This is a genomic window from Microbulbifer sp. HZ11 (assembly GCF_000708675.1).
Classification (GTDB): domain Bacteria; phylum Pseudomonadota; class Gammaproteobacteria; order Pseudomonadales; family Cellvibrionaceae; genus Microbulbifer.
In genome coordinates, this window is record NZ_JELR01000001.1 from 304,575 (window position 1) to 320,661 (window position 16,087).

13 protein-coding genes are annotated in these 16,087 nt (G+C 56.9%); 12 read left to right on the forward strand and 1 reads right to left on the reverse strand.

Going from position 1 to position 16,087, the window contains the following annotated elements:
* Positions 1 to 74: 74 nt before the first annotated feature.
* A complete protein-coding gene (locus AU11_RS01320; protein WP_051686848.1) occupies positions 75 to 1,436 on the reverse strand; it encodes a TRZ/ATZ family hydrolase in 1,362 nt (453 codons plus the stop codon).
* Between the two features lie 240 nt (positions 1,437 to 1,676).
* Between AU11_RS01320 and gyrA the strand changes: the two genes are divergently transcribed.
* The 12 genes from gyrA (at position 1,677) to AU11_RS01380 (ending at position 15,991) form a co-directional block, all read left to right on the forward strand.
* Positions 1,677 to 4,259: a DNA gyrase subunit A gene (gene gyrA, locus AU11_RS01325; protein ID WP_043317845.1), complete on the forward strand. Its 2,583-nt coding sequence runs from the start codon at positions 1,677 to 1,679 to the stop codon at positions 4,257 to 4,259.
* A 191-nt stretch (positions 4,260 to 4,450) separates the two neighbouring features.
* The gene (serC, locus tag AU11_RS01330; RefSeq protein ID WP_043315877.1) at positions 4,451 to 5,530 is read left to right on the forward strand and encodes a 3-phosphoserine/phosphohydroxythreonine transaminase; all 1,080 of its coding nucleotides are present in this window, start codon (positions 4,451 to 4,453) and stop codon (positions 5,528 to 5,530) included.
* Between the two features lie 47 nt (positions 5,531 to 5,577).
* Positions 5,578 to 6,681: a prephenate dehydratase gene (gene pheA / locus AU11_RS01335; RefSeq protein ID WP_043315879.1), complete on the forward strand. Its 1,104-nt coding sequence runs from the start codon at positions 5,578 to 5,580 to the stop codon at positions 6,679 to 6,681.
* Positions 6,682 to 8,955, forward strand: coding sequence for a bifunctional prephenate dehydrogenase/3-phosphoshikimate 1-carboxyvinyltransferase (locus AU11_RS01340; RefSeq protein WP_051686849.1), 2,274 nt, complete (start codon positions 6,682 to 6,684; stop codon positions 8,953 to 8,955).
* 77 nt (positions 8,956 to 9,032) lie between these two features.
* Complete coding sequence (gene cmk / locus AU11_RS01345) at positions 9,033 to 9,710, forward strand: (d)CMP kinase (protein WP_043315882.1); 678 nt, start codon at positions 9,033 to 9,035, stop codon at positions 9,708 to 9,710.
* Positions 9,711 to 9,916: 206 nt separating this feature from the next.
* Positions 9,917 to 11,596, forward strand: a complete 1,680-nt coding sequence (gene rpsA, locus AU11_RS01350) for a 30S ribosomal protein S1 (RefSeq protein WP_043315884.1) — start codon at positions 9,917 to 9,919, stop codon at positions 11,594 to 11,596.
* Between the two features lie 140 nt (positions 11,597 to 11,736).
* Positions 11,737 to 12,045: an integration host factor subunit beta gene (ihfB, locus tag AU11_RS01355; RefSeq protein ID WP_043315886.1), complete on the forward strand. Its 309-nt coding sequence runs from the start codon at positions 11,737 to 11,739 to the stop codon at positions 12,043 to 12,045.
* Positions 12,046 to 12,142: 97 nt separating this feature from the next.
* Positions 12,143 to 12,451 (forward strand): lipopolysaccharide assembly protein LapA domain-containing protein, encoded by a 309-nt coding sequence (locus AU11_RS01360; RefSeq protein ID WP_231491409.1) that lies wholly within the window; start codon positions 12,143 to 12,145, stop codon positions 12,449 to 12,451.
* Between the two features lies 1 nt (position 12,452).
* Positions 12,453 to 13,643 (forward strand): lipopolysaccharide assembly protein LapB, encoded by a 1,191-nt coding sequence (gene lapB / locus AU11_RS01365; RefSeq protein WP_043315887.1) that lies wholly within the window; start codon positions 12,453 to 12,455, stop codon positions 13,641 to 13,643.
* Between the two features lie 53 nt (positions 13,644 to 13,696).
* Positions 13,697 to 14,407 carry an orotidine-5'-phosphate decarboxylase gene (gene pyrF, locus AU11_RS01370; protein WP_043315889.1) on the forward strand — a complete coding sequence of 237 codons (711 nt, stop codon included), beginning with the start codon at positions 13,697 to 13,699 and terminating at the stop codon, positions 14,405 to 14,407.
* A 158-nt stretch (positions 14,408 to 14,565) separates the two neighbouring features.
* Positions 14,566 to 14,862: a ComEA family DNA-binding protein gene (locus tag AU11_RS01375; RefSeq protein ID WP_043317851.1), complete on the forward strand. Its 297-nt coding sequence runs from the start codon at positions 14,566 to 14,568 to the stop codon at positions 14,860 to 14,862.
* A gap of 214 nt (positions 14,863 to 15,076) precedes the next feature.
* On the forward strand, positions 15,077 to 15,991 hold the full coding sequence (locus AU11_RS01380) for a glycosyltransferase family 4 protein (protein WP_051686850.1): 915 nt from the start codon (positions 15,077 to 15,079) through the stop codon (positions 15,989 to 15,991).
* The last annotated feature ends 96 nt before the right edge of the window (positions 15,992 to 16,087 follow it).

The window sequence follows — 16,087 nt, forward strand, 5'->3', positions numbered from 1 at the left end:
TGGCCGCAGACGGTCCCGGAAACGGTTACCGGGAGCGCCAGCTTCGATTCTTGGTGTTTGGCTTCGTTAGCAGCCTAGTGCGTGCGACCCGCGATTCTATCACGCCAGTTCGCCGCCCGTTGCTTCAGTTCTTCTTCATTGAGTGTGGTGAGTTTGCGGTCTTTCAGCAGCTGCTTTCCGGCCACCCACACATTGCGCACATGGTGACCGTTGGCGGTGTAGATCAGCTGTGACAGCGGGTCGTGCAGGGGTTGTTGTTCCAGGGCGCTGAGGTCGATGGCACACAGGTCTGCGGCTTTGCCTACTTCAATGCTGCCAGTGACATCGTCAATGCCCAGGGCGCGTGCACCGTTGATGGTGGCCATGGCGAGGGCCTGGTGGGCGGGGAGGGCGTCGGCCTGTCCGGAGACGGCTTTGGCCAGTAGTGCGGCGGTGTTGGTTTCCGCGAGCATGTCGAGGCCGTTGTTGCTGGCGGCGCCGTCGGTGCCGATGGAGACGTTGATGCCGGCTTCCAGCATTTTCGCCACCGGGCTGAATCCGGAGGCCAACTTGAGGTTGGAGCGTGGGCAGTGGCTGATGTGGGCGCCGGTTTTCTGGATCAGGGCGATGTCATCGTCGTTCAGTGCGGTCATATGTACGGCCAGGAATTGAGGGGAGAGCAGGCCGAGGTTGTGCAGTCGTTTTGTGGGGCGTTGGCCGGTCTCGGCCACGGCGCGTTCTACTTCGCCGGCGGTTTCGTGCAGGTGCATCTGCACCGATATTCCCAGCTCGTTGGCGTAGATGGCAATTTTCTTAAGGGTCTCGTCGCCCACGGTGTAGGGCGCATGTGGGGCGAAGGCGACGCCGATGCGGTGGTGGGAGCGGTAATCGTCCCGCAGTGCCAGCCCTTTTTCGATGGCGTCGTCGCCATTTCTGGACCAGTTGTTGGGGGAGTCGATGATTGGGAAGGCGATCTGGGCGCGCATGCCGGCTTCGCGGACGGCGGCGGCGGTGGCTTCCGGGAAGAAGTACTGGTCGCAGAAAGTAGTGGTGCCGCTGCGCAGCATTTCGGCCATGGCGAGTCTGGTGCCGTCGCTGACGAATTCCGGGCCGACCCACTGTTGCTCCGCGGGCCAGATGTGTTTTTCCAGCCACGTCATCAGCGGATAGTCGTCGGCGAACCCCCGCAGCAGACTCATGGCGGCGTGGTTATGGGTGTTGATCAGCCCTGGAATAAGCAGTTGATCACCAAGCTGCCGTTCTTCCTTTGGTGCGAAGCGGTTGCGGGCTTCACTGCTGGGCAGGATGGCGGTGATGGTGCCGTTAGTAATCGCCAGTGAGCAATTTTCGTACAGTCGCTTTTCCGGTACTACCGGAATAATCCAGCGAGCGTGGATCAGGGTGTCGATCGCCTGTTTATTGTGCGTTCTTTCAGTGGGTGCGGTGCGGTTTACCATGGCTGTTGTGTGTTTTTTGTTCCGTTGGAAAGGCGCAGACTTTAACTGCGGGAAGGTGCGCGAACAAGTCCGCACTTGGCGTCTGATGTGCTAGAATCGCCCGCTTGATCGGGGTCCGTGACTTACTGGCCCCACCAGTTCCCAGCCTGTTGCTGTGCGCTCCCAGAGAAGGGTGGTGGTTACAGGTGTAGCCGGGGCCTGCCCCGCGGGTGGCGTTAACGATAAGGAATGCCTGAAAATATGGGCGAATTAGCCAAAGAAATTTCTCCGATCAATATCGAAGAAGAGCTGAAGCAATCCTACCTCGACTATGCGATGAGCGTGATTGTGGGCCGTGCGTTGCCAGATGTGCGCGATGGCCTGAAGCCGGTGCACCGGCGCGTGCTCTACGCGATGAACGAACTCAAAAACGACTGGAACAAACCCTACAAAAAATCTGCCCGTGTGGTGGGTGACGTAATCGGTAAATACCACCCGCACGGCGACAGTGCTGTGTACGACACCATTGTGCGTATGGCGCAGCCATTCTCCCTGCGTTACATGCTGGTAGACGGTCAGGGTAACTTCGGTTCCATCGACGGTGACAGCGCGGCAGCGATGCGTTACACCGAGATCCGCATGGATAAGCTCGCCCACGAGCTGTTGTCGGATCTGGATAAAGAAACCGTCAACTTTGTTGATAACTACGACGGCTCCGAGCAAATGCCGGAAGTGTTGCCGTCGCGGGTGCCCAATCTGCTGGTCAACGGTTCTTCCGGTATTGCCGTGGGCATGGCCACCAATATTCCGCCGCACAACCTCAGTGAGGTGGTGAAAGGGTGCCTGGCGCTGATCGATAACAGCGAGCTGACCATCGATGAGTTGATGGAGTACATCCCGGGTCCGGATTTCCCCACCGGCGCGATCATCAATGGTCGTGCGGGAATCCTGATGGCGTACCGCACAGGTCGCGGACGCATCTATATCCGTGCCAAAGCGGAAGTGGTGCGCGATGACAAGACCAATCGTGAAACCATCATCATCCACGAGATTCCCTACCAGCTGAACAAGGCGCGCCTGATCGAGCGTATTGCCGAGCTGGTTAAAGAAAAGAAAATCGAAGGCATTTCCGAGCTGCGCGACGAGTCTGACAAAGACGGCCTGCGCGTAGTGATCGAGCTTAAGCGCGGTGAGCTGGGTGATGTGGTTCTGAACAATTTGTATGCCCAGACCCAGCTGGAAAGCGTGTTCGGCATCAATATGGTGGCGCTGGTGGACGGCCAGCCCAAGTTGCTGAACCTGAAACAGCTGCTGGAATACTTTATCCGTCACCGCCAGGAAGTGGTGACCCGCCGTACCGTATACCTCTTGCGCAAAGCGCGTGAGCGCGGTCATATTCTGGAAGGTCTGGCGATTGCCATCTCCAATATCGACCCGGTCATCGAGCTGATCAAAGCCTCCGCCACTCCGGCAGAAGCCCGTGAGGCGCTGCTGGCCAAAGGTTGGCCGGTGGGTGAAGTGGAGCAGTTCCTGGAGCGCGCCGGTGCCGACGCCTGCCGCCCGGATGATCTGCCGAAAGAATTTGGTATGCGCGATGGCGCTTACTATCTGTCGCCGGCTCAGGCCCAGGCCATTCTCGAACTGCGCCTGCACCGCCTGACCGGTATGGAGCACGACAAGCTGTTGGCGGAATACAGCGAGCGTCTGGAACAGATCGCCGAATACCTGGAGATTCTCGGCAGCCCCGAGCGCCTGATGCAGGTAATCCGCGAAGAGCTTGAAGTGCTGGAAAAAGAGTACGGCGATGAGCGTCGTACCGATATCGTCGCTTCCCGCCAGGATCTGTCCGTAGAAGACCTGATTACCCCCGAAGACAAGGTCGTAACCATCTCCCACGGCGGCTACGCCAAGAGCCAGCCGCTGGCGGACTACCAGGCTCAGCGCCGTGGCGGTATGGGTAAATCTGCCACTCAGGTAAAAGACGAAGATTTTGTTGAGCACCTGCTGATCGCCAACTCCCATGACACCATTCTGTGCTTCTCCAACAAGGGTAAGGTGTACTGGTTGAAGGTGTATGAGGTGCCCACCGCCGGTCGCGCTTCCCGCGGTCGCCCAATGGTGAATATGCTGCCACTGGAAGATGACGAGCGCATCAGCAGCCTGATGCCGGTGTCCGAGTACGACGAAGACCACTTTATTTTCTTTGCCACTGCCAACGGCACCGTGAAGAAAACCCCGCTGACGGCATTCTCCCGTCCGCGTAGCGTTGGCCTGCGAGCCATTGAGCTGGAAGAAACCGATCGCTTGGTTGCCACTGCCATTACCGATGGCAAGCAGGATGTGCTGCTGCTGACCAGTGCCGGTAAAGCGGCCCGTTTCGCGGAAGAAAACGTACGCTCCATGGGGCGTGTTTCCCGTGGTGTGCGTGGTATCCGCATGGCCGAAGGTGTACATGTCATCGCCATGGTGATCCCGGAAGAGGGTGGCTCGGTGATGATGGTGACCGAGAATGGTTACGGTAAACGCACTGCGACTTCCGACTTCCCCACCAAAGGGCGCGGCACTCAGGGTGTGATTGCCATTGCGGAAAGTGAGCGCAACGGTGCCCTGGTTGGCGCCTGTCAGGTGCACCCATCAGAGGAAATCATGCTGATTTCCGATCAGGGCACCCTGGTGCGTACTCGCGTTGATGAGGTTTCGGTTCTCGGTCGAAATACCCAGGGCGTTCGGGTGATTCGCCTGAAGAGCGGCGAGCATCTGGTTGGTCTGGCGCGTATTCAGGAGACCGAAGGTGAAGAGGGCGAAGAGGGTGGTGCAGCCGAAGGCGGCGCTGCCGAGGAGTAACCTCTGAACCGGATTTATCTCGAAAAAGGCTGCGAAAACTCGCGGCCTTTTTTGACTTTAGCGGCCGGGAATGTGTCGGTGGCGAAAGGTCTGTAATCGCAAGTGTTGAAAGTGGGGTTTGCCCATCTCGACATTGCGTCTGAGGCCAAAGAATTTATCCAAGTTTGTTTTTTCTCTGTGGAAGTGAATCGATGAGAAAGTTTAATTTCTGTGCGGGACCTGCGGCGCTGCCGGAGCCGGTATTGCAGCAGGCACAGGAAGAATTGCTGGATTGGCAGGGGTTGGGCTGCTCTGTGATGGAGGTAAGCCACCGCTCGCCGGAGTTTACCGAAGTGGCGGAAACCGCCGAGCAGGACCTGCGCGACCTGCTCGCTATCCCGAGCCACTACAAGGTATTGTTTCTGCAGGGAGGCGCCACCGGTCAATTCAGCGCCATTCCCTGGAACCTGCTGGGGGGCGGCAGCAAGTCCGCCGACTATATTCATACCGGGCAGTGGGCGGACAAGGCGATCAAGGAGGCACGGCGCTATGGTCAGGTGAATATTGTCGCTTCATCGGAAGACCGCAACTTCAGTTACGCGCCGGCGGCGGATAGCTGGCAGGAAAGTGATGATGCAGCTTATTTTCACTATACACCGAATGAAACCATCGGCGGTGTGGAGTTCCCATACATCCCGGATGTAAAAAGCCCGCTGGTTGCGGATATGTCGTCCTGCATTCTGTCCAAGGAAATTCCGGTGGATAAGTTCGGCTTTATTTACGCTGGCGCCCAGAAAAATATCGGTCCGTCCGGAATTGCGGTGGGTATCGTGCGCGACGACCTGTTGGATCGTGCTTTGCCGGATATTCCGCGCAGCCTGAACTGGAAGGTCGCTGCAGACGGTGGTTCTATGGACAATACACCGCCGACTTTCGCCTGGTACCTGTCTGGACTGGTATTCAAATGGTTGAAAGCGCAGGGTGGCGTTGCCGCCATGGCGGAGCTGAGTAAGAAGAAGTCTGCATTGCTGTATGACTTCCTCGACCGCAGCGATTTCTTTTCCAGTCCGGTTTCGAAGGAAAGCCGCTCGCGCATGAATGTGCCGTTCGTGCTGGCAGACGAAAAACTGGACAAGCTGTTCCTCGAAGAGTCTGAAGCGGCAGGCCTGCTGAACCTCAAGGGGCATCGTTCCGTGGGTGGTATGCGTGCTTCCCTGTATAACGCGGTGCCTTTGGCAGCGGTTGAGGCTCTGGTCGCCTTTATGGCGGACTTCGAACAGCGCAACGGCTGATTGCAGCCGGATATTGATTGGAAGGATTAGGTAAGAGGGCGATAGTTATGTCTGAAGATAAGCCCAAGCAGGACCCGCGCCTGCTCGAACTGCGTGATCGTATCGACAGTCTCGATAGCGACATTGCGAAGCTCATTTCCGAGCGCGCCAACTGTGCGCTGGAAGTGGCAGAAGTCAAAAAAAAGAACGGTGAGAACGCACTCTACTACCGTCCCGAGCGCGAGGCGCAGGTACTGCGTCGTGCCATGGAGCGCAATCAGGGGCCGCTGACCAATGAGGAGATGGCGCGGCTGTTCCGTGAAATTATGTCTGCCTGCCTGGCGTTGGAAGAGCCCATCAAGGTCGCCTACCTGGGGCCGGAAGGCACCTTTACCCAGCAGGCGGCATTGAAGCATTTCGGGCATTCTGCGGTTTCCAAGCCGCTGGCGGCCATCGATGAAGTGTTCCGCGAAGTGGAAGCCGGTGCGGTAAATTACGGTGTAGTGCCGGTGGAGAACTCCACCGAGGGTGTGGTGAACCACACCCTGGACAACTTTATGACGTCCAACCTGAAAATCTGTGGGGAGGTGGAGCTGCGTATCCACCAGCACCTGATGATTTCCGATATCACCCGCAAGGAATCCATTACCCGCATCTACTCTCATGCACAAAGCCTGGCCCAGTGTCGCAAATGGCTGGATTCCTACTATCCGAATGTGGAACGGGTAGCGGTGGCCAGTAATGCAGAAGCCGCCAAGCGCGTCAAAGGTGAGTGGAATGCGGCGGCCATCGCCGGCGATATGGCTGCGGAGATGTACGGCCTGAAGATCCTTAATGAGAAAATTGAAGATCGCCCGGACAACTCCACCCGCTTCCTCATTATCGGGACTCAGGCTGTGCCCGCCAGTGGCGATGACAAGACTTCTCTAATGGTCTCCATGCGCAACGAGCCGGGTGCCTTGCACGATCTGCTGGTGCCATTCCAGACCCACAAAATTGATCTGACCCGTGTGGAAACCCGTCCGTCCCAGAGTGGCAACTGGACGTACGTATTCTTCATCGACTTTGTTGGTCACCGCGATACCGAGAATATCGCCGCGGCGCTTAAGGATGTGGGTGCCTGCGCATCGGATATGAAAGTGCTGGGCTCCTACCCCCGCGGAGTTCTGTAAATGCCGGAAGCAGGGACTTTGGCGGGTCAGGATGCAGCAGCCGGGATTGGCCGTTTGGTCGTGGTCGGTATTGGTTTGATTGGTGGCAGTCTCGCGCTGGGATTGAAGGCGGCCAGTGGTTGTCGTGAGGTTATTGGCGTTGCCCGCCGCCCCCAGACCTGTGAGCAGGCAGTGGCGCTGGGTGTGGTGGATCGCGCGGTTACCGATATCGCGGATATCCTACCGGAGCTGGAAGCCGGGGATGTGATTTTCGTAGCGGTACCTACGCTGACGGTCGAGGCGGTATTCGCCCAGCTAAAAGACCGGGTACCTGCGGGTGTCACCATTACCGATGGGGCCAGTGTAAAGGGCAGCGTGATTGCCGCGGCAAAAAATGTCTGGGGCGAAGTGCCAGAATTTCTGGTGCCGGGCCACCCCATCGCCGGCTCCGAGCAGAGTGGGGTGACCGCCGCTCGCGACGATCTCTATATCGCGCACCGCATTATTCTCACACCGATGGAAAATACCGCGGATGAGCATGTACACCGCATTCGGAAAATGTGGGAAGCGGTGGGTGCAGAAGTGCTGAGTATGCCGGTCGATGAGCACGACGAAGTGCTCGCCGCTACCAGTCATTTGCCTCATGTGATCGCTTTCGGTCTTGTCGATACCCTGGCCCATGATGCGGAGAACGAAAATATTTTTCGTTACGCGGCCGGCGGTTTCCGCGATTTCACCCGTATCGCTTCCAGTGATCCGGTGATGTGGCGGGATATAATGCTGGCCAATCGCGATGCCATTCTGAAATCCATCGATCTCTACACCTCCAATCTGGGTTCTCTGCGCAGTGCCATTGCCAGCGGCGACAGCGAGCAGCTGATGGGGGTATTTACCCGAGCCAAGGCGGCGCGGGATCACTTCACCAAAATGCTGGCCAAAAAAGCGTATACGGAAACTATGGAAGCGAAGGAAGTAACTTTTATTGCCCAACCGGGCGGTGCGGTAAATGGCGACCTACGAGTGCCTGGTGACAAGTCCATGTCTCACCGCTCGATCATGCTGGGTTCCCTGGCGGAAGGCGTCACTGAGGTGGAAGGGTTCCTGGAAGGGGAAGATGCCCTCGCCACGCTGCAGTCGTTCCGCGATATGGGTGTGGTGATTGAGGGGCCGGTCAACGGCCGCGTTACCATTCACGGCGTGGGCATGCACGGTCTGCAGGCGCCTCCCGGGCCTCTGTACGTGGGTAACTCCGGCACTTCCATGCGTCTGCTGGCGGGCCTGCTCGCCGGACAGAAGTTCGATACCGTGCTGACCGGTGACGAATCCCTGTCCAAGCGCCCGATGAACCGTGTGGCCAACCCGCTGCGTGAAATGGGTGCGGTGGTGGAGACCGGAGAGGAAGGGCGTCCGCCGCTCAAGATCAAAGGGGGTAATGCGCTCAAGGCCATCGATTACACCCTGCCCATGGCCAGCGCCCAGGTAAAGTCCTGTGTGTTACTGGCGGGCCTGTACGCCGATGGTGAAACCAGTACGACCGAGCCGGCGCCAACTCGCGATCACACCGAGCGTATGCTGTCGGGCTTCGGCTATGAAGTGCAGCGTGACGGTCCCCGCGCCAGCCTGAAAGGCGGCGGCAAACTGACCGCTGGCCACATCGATGTGCCCGCGGATATTTCTTCTGCCACCTTCTTTATGGTGGCGGCTTCCATCGCACCGGGCTCCGACGTGCTGCTGCAGCACGTGGGTATCAACCCGACCCGCGACGGTGCCATCAATATCCTGCGCGCCATGGGTGCCGACATAACCCTGGAGAATCAGCGCGAAGTGGGCGGTGAGCCGGTGGCGGATATCCGTGTGCGCTACGCCCCTTTGAAAGGCATCAAAATTCCGGAAGACCAGGTGCCCCTGGCCATCGACGAATTTCCGGCGATCTTTGTCGCCGCTTCCTGTGCCGAGGGTGAGACTGTGCTGACCGGTGCGGAAGAGCTTCGGGTCAAAGAGAGTGATCGCATTCAGGCCATGGCCGACGGCCTCGAAGTTCTGGGTGTGGATGCCAAGCCGACTGCGGATGGCATCGTGATTCAGGGTAAAGGTGGTGAAGGCGCGGTATTTGGTGGCGGTGAGGTGGATAGTCTTGGCGATCACCGTATTGCCATGTCCTTCGCGGTAGCCGCTCTGCGTGCCGGTGCGGATATCCGTATCAAGCACTGCGCCAACGTGGCCACCTCCTTCCCCAATTTTGCCGAACTGGCGAAAGGTGCGGGTATGAACCTGCGGGTAGTTTCCCTGGGTTAGTTTCCTGGGAAGTGGCAGAATCTCTGCCAGAGGCCATCGCGGCTAACTAAAGTAGTACTGGATTTCGTGAGACTGATATGACCACCAAAGCCCCTGTAATCACCATCGACGGCCCGAGCGGCTCCGGTAAAGGCACCATTGCCAAGCTGGTCGCAGACAAGCTCGGCTATTCGCTGCTGGATTCCGGGGCGCTGTACCGTTTGACCGCGCTGGCCGCTTTGGATGCGGAGGTAGATCTGGCGGATGAGAAGAGGGTGGCAGAGATAGCTGCCAACCTCGATATCCGCTTCGCCATTGCCGGCGGCGAAGTCAGTGCGGTGTTGGCTGGTAAAGATGTCAGCCGCGATATCCGTATGGAGCGCGTCAGCATGGCGGCGTCCAAAGTGGCGGCTTTACCCGCTGTGCGTGAAGCGCTGCTGCAGCGGCAGCGGGATTTTCGCGAGTTGCCGGGGCTCGTCGCCGACGGGCGTGATATGGGCACCACCGTGTTCCCTGACGCGCCGGTCAAAGTGTTCCTGACGGCCAGTGCGGAAGAGCGCGCCCGCCGCCGCTTCGATCAGTTGCAGGGTAGGGGTGTTTCTGTTAGCCTCCGCGACCTGCTGGAGGACATCCGCGCCCGGGACGACCGGGATATGAACCGCGCAACCTCCCCTCTGGCCCCCGCAGAAGACGCCGTGGTGCTGGATAGCACGGACATCGATATAGAGGGTGTTCTGCAACAAGTGCTCGAATTGGTACAAGAACGTATCAGTTGAGCCAGACTGACAACAGGGTGCTAAAGCGCACCGGTAGTGATCAGTCCAAACAATCTGTTTCTAACGTCAGCGGCCGGGATCAGCCAGAATTGCCCGGCCGCTGTCGTAATCTAGCCCGCGTGCTGGCAGCGCGGCGGGGTCTGAGCTGAAGATCGACTACGTTTTACAGTCATCCGCGGCCGGGCCCACCTAAATAGGTATGAGTAATGACCGAGAACTTTGCTGAGTTATTTGAAGAAAGCTTGAAGAGTGTCGAGATGGCGCCTGGCGCTATCGTGACCGGAATGGTTATCGACATCGATAAAGACTGGGTTACCGTTCACGCGGGCCTGAAGTCTGAAGGTGTGATTCCTGCAGAGCAATTCAAAAACGAAAAAGGCGAAGTCGATCTGCAGATCGGCGACGAAGTACAGGTTGCCCTGGAAGCCGTAGAAGATGGCTTCGGTGAAACCCGTCTGTCCCGCGAAAAAGCCAAGCGCGCTGAAGCCTGGAAAATCCTCGACGCTGCACACGCTGCAGACGAAGTGGTCAAGGGTGTTATCAGCGGCAAGGTTAAAGGTGGCTTTACTGTTGACGTTGCGAACATCCGCGCGTTCCTGCCGGGTTCTCTGGTAGACGTTCGCCCGGTTCGCGACACCGCGCACCTGGAAGGCAAAGAGCTCGACTTTAAAGTGATCAAGCTGGACGCCAAGCGCAACAACGTTGTTGTTTCCCGTCGCGCCGTGATGGAAGCAGCCAACAGCGAAGAGCGTGAAGCCCTGCTGGCCAGCCTGCAAGAAGGCATGGCGATCAAAGGTATCGTGAAGAACCTGACCGACTACGGTGCTTTCGTAGATCTGGGCGGTATCGACGGCCTGCTGCACATTACCGATATGGCTTGGAAGCGCATCAAGCACCCGAGCGAGATCGTGAATGTTGGCGACGAGATCGAAGTAAAAGTACTGAAGTTCGACCGCGAGCGCAGCCGTGTATCCCTGGGCCTGAAGCAACTGGGCGAAGATCCTTGGGTATCCATCAAGCAGCGTTACCCGGAAAACAGCCGCGTGAAAGCGGTTGTCACCAACCTGACCGACTACGGCTGCTTCGCCGAGCTGGAAGAAGGTGTGGAAGGTCTGGTACACGTTTCCGAAATGGATTGGACCAACAAGAACATTCACCCGTCCAAAGTTGTCAATGTTGGCGACGAGGTCGAGGTAATGATTCTGGATATCGACGAAGAGCGTCGTCGTATTTCCCTGGGTATCAAGCAGTGTCAAGAGAACCCGTGGGATGCCTTTGCGCGTAAATTCGCTAAAGGCGACAAGATCTCCGGTAAGATCAAGTCCATCACCGACTTCGGTATCTTCATCGGTCTGGACGGCAGCATCGACGGTCTGGTTCACCTGTCCGACATCTCTTGGAACGAAGCTGGCGAAGAAGCCGTGCGCAAGTTCAAGAAAGGTGACGAGCTGGAAACCGTTATCCTGGGTATCGACTCCGACCGTGAGCGTATCTCCCTGGGTATCAAGCAGCTGGAATCCGATCCGTTCTCTGATTACGTAGCCACCAACGATCGCGGCAGCATCGTAATGGGTACCATCAAAGAAGTTGATGCCAAGCAAGCCATTATCACCCTGGCGGACGAAGTGGAAGGCGTACTGCGCGCTTCCGAAATCAGCCGCGACAAGGTTGAAGATGCGCGCAACGCTCTGAAAGAAGGCGAAGAAGTAGAGACCAAGATCACCAGCGTGGATCGCAAGAACCGCGTGATCAGCCTCTCCATCAAAGCCAAAGATCAGGACGATGAGAAGCAAGCGATCAAGGATCACAGCAAGAAGCAGGCTGAACAGGTTCAGCCGGCGACTATCGGTGACCTGATCAAGGCGCAGATGAATAACAAAGACTGATAAGGTTTTGTTATCAATGGTTTTGGCTCAATGAGCTGAGGCTATGCGAAAGCCGGACTGGGGTTGCCCAGTCCGGCTTTCTATTAGATGATTGCCGCTATTCCAGAATAATCAATGACTTAGAAAGGATTGCGGACTGCATGACCAAGTCTGAACTGATCGAGAAAATTGCTCTGAGGTTGGATCAGCTGCCGGTTAAGGATGTTGAACTGGCGGTCAAAGTCATGCTGGACACTATGTCGAGTGTTCTGGCAGAAGGGGAGCGTATAGAAATTCGCGGTTTTGGCAGCTTTTCCCTGCATTATCGCGCGCCGCGCACCGGGCGCAACCCGAAAACCGGTGACTCCGTGGAGCTGGCGGGCAAATATGTTCCGCACTTCAAACCGGGAAAAGAACTCAGGGATAGGGTAAACCAGCAGATGAAGCGGGATGTCTACGAGGACGCGTAAGTCGCGGACGAGGATTCCATTGCTGAGCTGGTCACAGTGGGCTAACACTGTAACGGACTTTTAGATTTTCACATTCCTTCCGGAACCGGAGGTTCACTTGTCATTTCTGCGCTGGATATCGCGTTTGCTGTTCGGGATATTGGCACTGGCGTGTATTGCGCTGGGTGTATATTTTGCAGTCGATAACCCCGAAAGCATTACCCCCCGATTTGCGGGATATCCCCTATTTGCGGGCAGTGTCGGCTTCTGGCTGATCGGTTTCCTGCTGATCGGTGCCTTGCTCGGGTTTCTCGCCAGTCTTCTGCCTTATTGGACTGAGCGGCGTCGGGTGAAAGGCCTGGAGCGCCAATTACTGCGCACCGAGCGCGAGTTGCATACGGTGCGTCGACAGGTTGCCGGAGAGTAGTTTGAGCGACCTGATATTTTTCATTTTCATTTTTGCGGCTATTGCCATTGGGTGGTATCTCGGTCGCAAGAGTGGCAAGAAAAAGGGTGCCAAGAATAACGAGCACCAAGCCCTGGCGCAGTCTTATGCGCAGGGGTTGAATTACCTCTTGAGTGAGCGCCACGGCGACGCCATCGAAAAGTTCATTGACTCGCTTGAAGTCAGTAGCGCCACCTTTGAAACCCACCTTGCCCTCGGCAACCTGCTGCGTAAACGCGGGGAGCACGATCAGGCTATTCGGGTGCATCAGAACCTGCTCGCACGCCCCAGCCTTAATCGTATCAGCCAGCAAAAGGCGCAACTGGAACTGGCGCGGGACTATATCGCCGCCGGTTGGCTCGACAGAGCAGAGCGTTTGTTGCAGGAGCTGGTGGAAACGTCTTCTGAGCTGCGTAATACCAGTCTTGAATATCTGGTTGAGGTTTATCGAGATGAACGGGAGTGGGCCAAAGGTATTCATGCAGTTAACCTACTGCACGGCCGTCGCTTCAAGCGATTGTCCAGCGAATGGGCGCCTATTCAGGCGCATTTCTGTTGTGAACTGGCGGAAGAGGCGATCAATGGCAAGGACTACCTGAGCGCGCGTAAACATATTGACGCGGCGCTGGGATACGACAAGCACTCGGTGCGTGCCAATCTGCTGCTGGGTCGGCTGGAGCATATTCTGGGGCGCCCACAGGAAGCGATTCGTGTGTTAGAGCGGGTGCCCAAACAGAATCCGGATTACATCCCGGAAATCCTTGAATTACTGATTACCTGCTACGACGCGCTAGGCGACGAGCGGGGGCTCGAGCGCTATCTTGAGGCGCTGCAGAGAGAGCACCCCACAAATAGTGTGTTGATCGCGCTGGCAGAGCGTATTCATCAGCAGCAGAGTGAAGCGGAAGCGGCGGCCTTTATGGGTAAGCAGCTCGCGCTACGTCCTTCACTGCGTGGCCTGGGCCATTTTCTGAACCTGCATATCGACAGTACTGAAGGGCGCTCTCGAGAGAACCTGTACCTGCTGAAAAACCTGATCGATCAGCTGATTGCAAGCCGTCCTCACTACCGCTGTAATCACTGCGGTTTTTCCGGCAATCAACTGCACTGGCTGTGTCCCAGCTGCAAGCGTTGGGATACCGTGCGCTCGGTCAAAGGGATTGAGGGCGAATAGCTCCGGTCCGGCCGACTTATTTCTTTCACCCATTCCTGACACTGAGGTGTTCATTGACTGAATCTGTTTCTTCTCCGGTTATCGTGGCTCTGGATTACGATAATGCCGACGACGCTCTGGCGATGGCCGCGCAACTGGATCCGGCAGTCTGCCGTGTCAAAGTCGGAAAAGAACTGTTTACCATCACCGGCCCGGAGCTGGTGCGACAGCTGGTGGCGTTGGACTTTGACGTGTTTCTCGATCTGAAATTTCACGATATTCCGAATACGGTGGCGGCCGCTGTACGTGCGGCCGCCAATCTCGGTGTCTGGATGGTAAATGTGCACGCCTCCGGCGGCGAGAGAATGATGCGCGCCGCTCGCGACGCCCTGGAGTCCTTTGGCGACAGGCGCCCGCTGCTGATCGGGGTAACCGTGCTGACCAGTACCGCCGAGGAAGAGCTGGCGCCGGTAGGGGTGACGCGTGCTCTGGGTGAGCAGGTTACCGCGCTGGCCAGGCTTGCTCAAGAAAGTGGCCTTGATGGTGTTGTCTGTTCTGCGCGTGAAGCGGGTGCGCTCAAAGCTGCATGCGGCAAGAATTTTGCGCTGGTGACCCCCGGTATTCGTCCGGCGGGTGCGGCAGCAGACGACCAGCGTCGTATCGTAACGCCGGCAGATGCAGTGAAAAACGGCTCTGACTATCTGGTGATTGGTCGCCCGATCACCGCGGCGGAAGATCCAGCTGGAGCGCTGCAGGCGATCGTGCGGGAATTGGCGGGCCATTGATCGTAATGTAAACCGGTGTAACGCGGTGTAATGGCGTGTAATGGCTCAGGGCTCAAAAGGTTGCAGATAGTTTGCTAGAGTGCTTCCGCCTGGGGAGGTTTGTGGTCCCACGGATTGAAGACCATAACACTTTGAGCAATTACAAAAAGGAATTTGCCATGAAACTGTTTCGTTTCCCTCTTGCTGCACTATTTGCCCTTTCCATGTTGCTGGTCAATGTACCGGCTGTATTCGCCGAAGATATGCCGGCGCAGGAAGTGCAGGTCGTGAACCTGAATACTGCCACAGCGGAAGAATTGTCCGCAGCACTGGATGGCGTAGGGGCGGCGCGTGCAGAGCTGATCGTCCAGTATCGAGAAGAAAACGGTAGCTTTTCCAGCGTTGAAGAGCTTCTCGAAATCAAGGGGATCGGCGTAGCCACGCTGGAGAAGAATAGAGATCGGATCCAGTTGTAAATAAGTACCAAAACAGCGCCCCAGGGCGCTGTTTCTTTTTTGATCGATGAGGGCCGATAGTTGAGGGGCGTTGGCTGCACCTGGGAGTTAAGACAGGTTTCCTTGATGTTCAAAGGAGCGAGCTATATAGTTCAGCGCGAATAAAAAATGCACTGAATTGGCGCGCAAATCGACGCTACAGTCAGTATTTACGGGGCTTGGACGGGGATCGTTGATGGGGGCGTATTTTGATCACGGTTGGTGGTCGCTGCTTATTTATTGCGCAGTGTCCGGCGCCGTCGCCGCGATGGTGTTGCGACTGCTTCTAACCCGGCTGCGTGAATTTGCCTTGGATGCGCCGAATCACCGCTCCCTACATGAAACGCCGGTGCCGAGAACTGGGGGTTGGGGGCTGCTGACTGGCACCTCTGTCGGATTACTGCTAAGTCAGCCGGAATTTCAACCTGGCATCGTTTTTGCCTTTATCGCGTTACTGCTGGTTTCTGTGGCCGATGATTTGCGCTCGCTGAGCGCGCGATTGCGTTTCTCTGTACAGATTTTATCCGTAATGGTCTTGCTGTATTCGTTGGCGCTGTCGTTTGTTACGCCAAGGTCGTGGGTTATATGGCCGCTGTTGGTCCTGACCGGCGTCTGGGTTGTCAATCTGTATAACTTTATGGATGGCATGGACGGGTTTGCCGGGAGTATGACGGCGATCGGCTTTGCAGCGTTGGGTGCGATCTGCTTTTTGAGAAATGTGCCGCAAATCGGAATTATTTGCCTGTTGGTCGCAACAAGTAGTGTCGTTTTTTTGTACTACAATTGGCCGCGTGCACAAATTTTCCTCGGTGATGCCGGCTCAACCGTAATCGGTCTGGCGGTTTTTGCAGTGAGTGTGGCAGGCTGGCAGCAGGGCGCCTTTGGGTTGGTGGTTCCGTTGCTGATATTTCTGCCGTTCTGGCTGGATGCCACGGTTACCCTGATCATCAGAATGCTGCGCAGAGAGCGCTGGTGGGAAGCGCATCGCCAGCATTTTTACCAGCGGATGGCACTGAAGCACGGCGTGAAAACGTCATTGTTTATCGAAGTGGCCGTGATGGTGAGCACGTCTTTGTTAGCCCTGGTGCTGGTAGCATCCGGGGTGGCTTGACGGCCCCACAAAGTGGTTGCGAAGGGTAAATGACGTAAAGGGCATTTCGGTTGTTTGTGTTTGTGGGAGGGCCTGTGGTGCCCGGTAAAGGAATTT

Bases quoted from the DNA above. Each gene is read 5' to 3' on its own strand.
- AU11_RS01320 (WP_051686848.1), bottom strand. From the start codon at position 1,436: ATGGTAAACCGCACCGCACCCACTGAAAGAACGCACAATAAACAGGCG.
- gyrA (WP_043317845.1), top strand. From the start codon at position 1,677: ATGGGCGAATTAGCCAAAGAAATTTCTCCGATCAATATCGAAGAAGAG.
- serC (WP_043315877.1), top strand. From the start codon at position 4,451: ATGAGAAAGTTTAATTTCTGTGCGGGACCTGCGGCGCTGCCGGAGCCG.
- pheA (WP_043315879.1), top strand. From the start codon at position 5,578: ATGTCTGAAGATAAGCCCAAGCAGGACCCGCGCCTGCTCGAACTGCGT.
- AU11_RS01340 (WP_051686849.1), top strand. From the start codon at position 6,682: ATGCCGGAAGCAGGGACTTTGGCGGGTCAGGATGCAGCAGCCGGGATT.
- cmk (WP_043315882.1), top strand. From the start codon at position 9,033: ATGACCACCAAAGCCCCTGTAATCACCATCGACGGCCCGAGCGGCTCC.
- rpsA (WP_043315884.1), top strand. From the start codon at position 9,917: ATGACCGAGAACTTTGCTGAGTTATTTGAAGAAAGCTTGAAGAGTGTC.
- ihfB (WP_043315886.1), top strand. From the start codon at position 11,737: ATGACCAAGTCTGAACTGATCGAGAAAATTGCTCTGAGGTTGGATCAG.
- AU11_RS01375 (WP_043317851.1), top strand. From the start codon at position 14,566: ATGAAACTGTTTCGTTTCCCTCTTGCTGCACTATTTGCCCTTTCCATG.
- AU11_RS01380 (WP_051686850.1), top strand. From the start codon at position 15,077: ATGGGGGCGTATTTTGATCACGGTTGGTGGTCGCTGCTTATTTATTGC.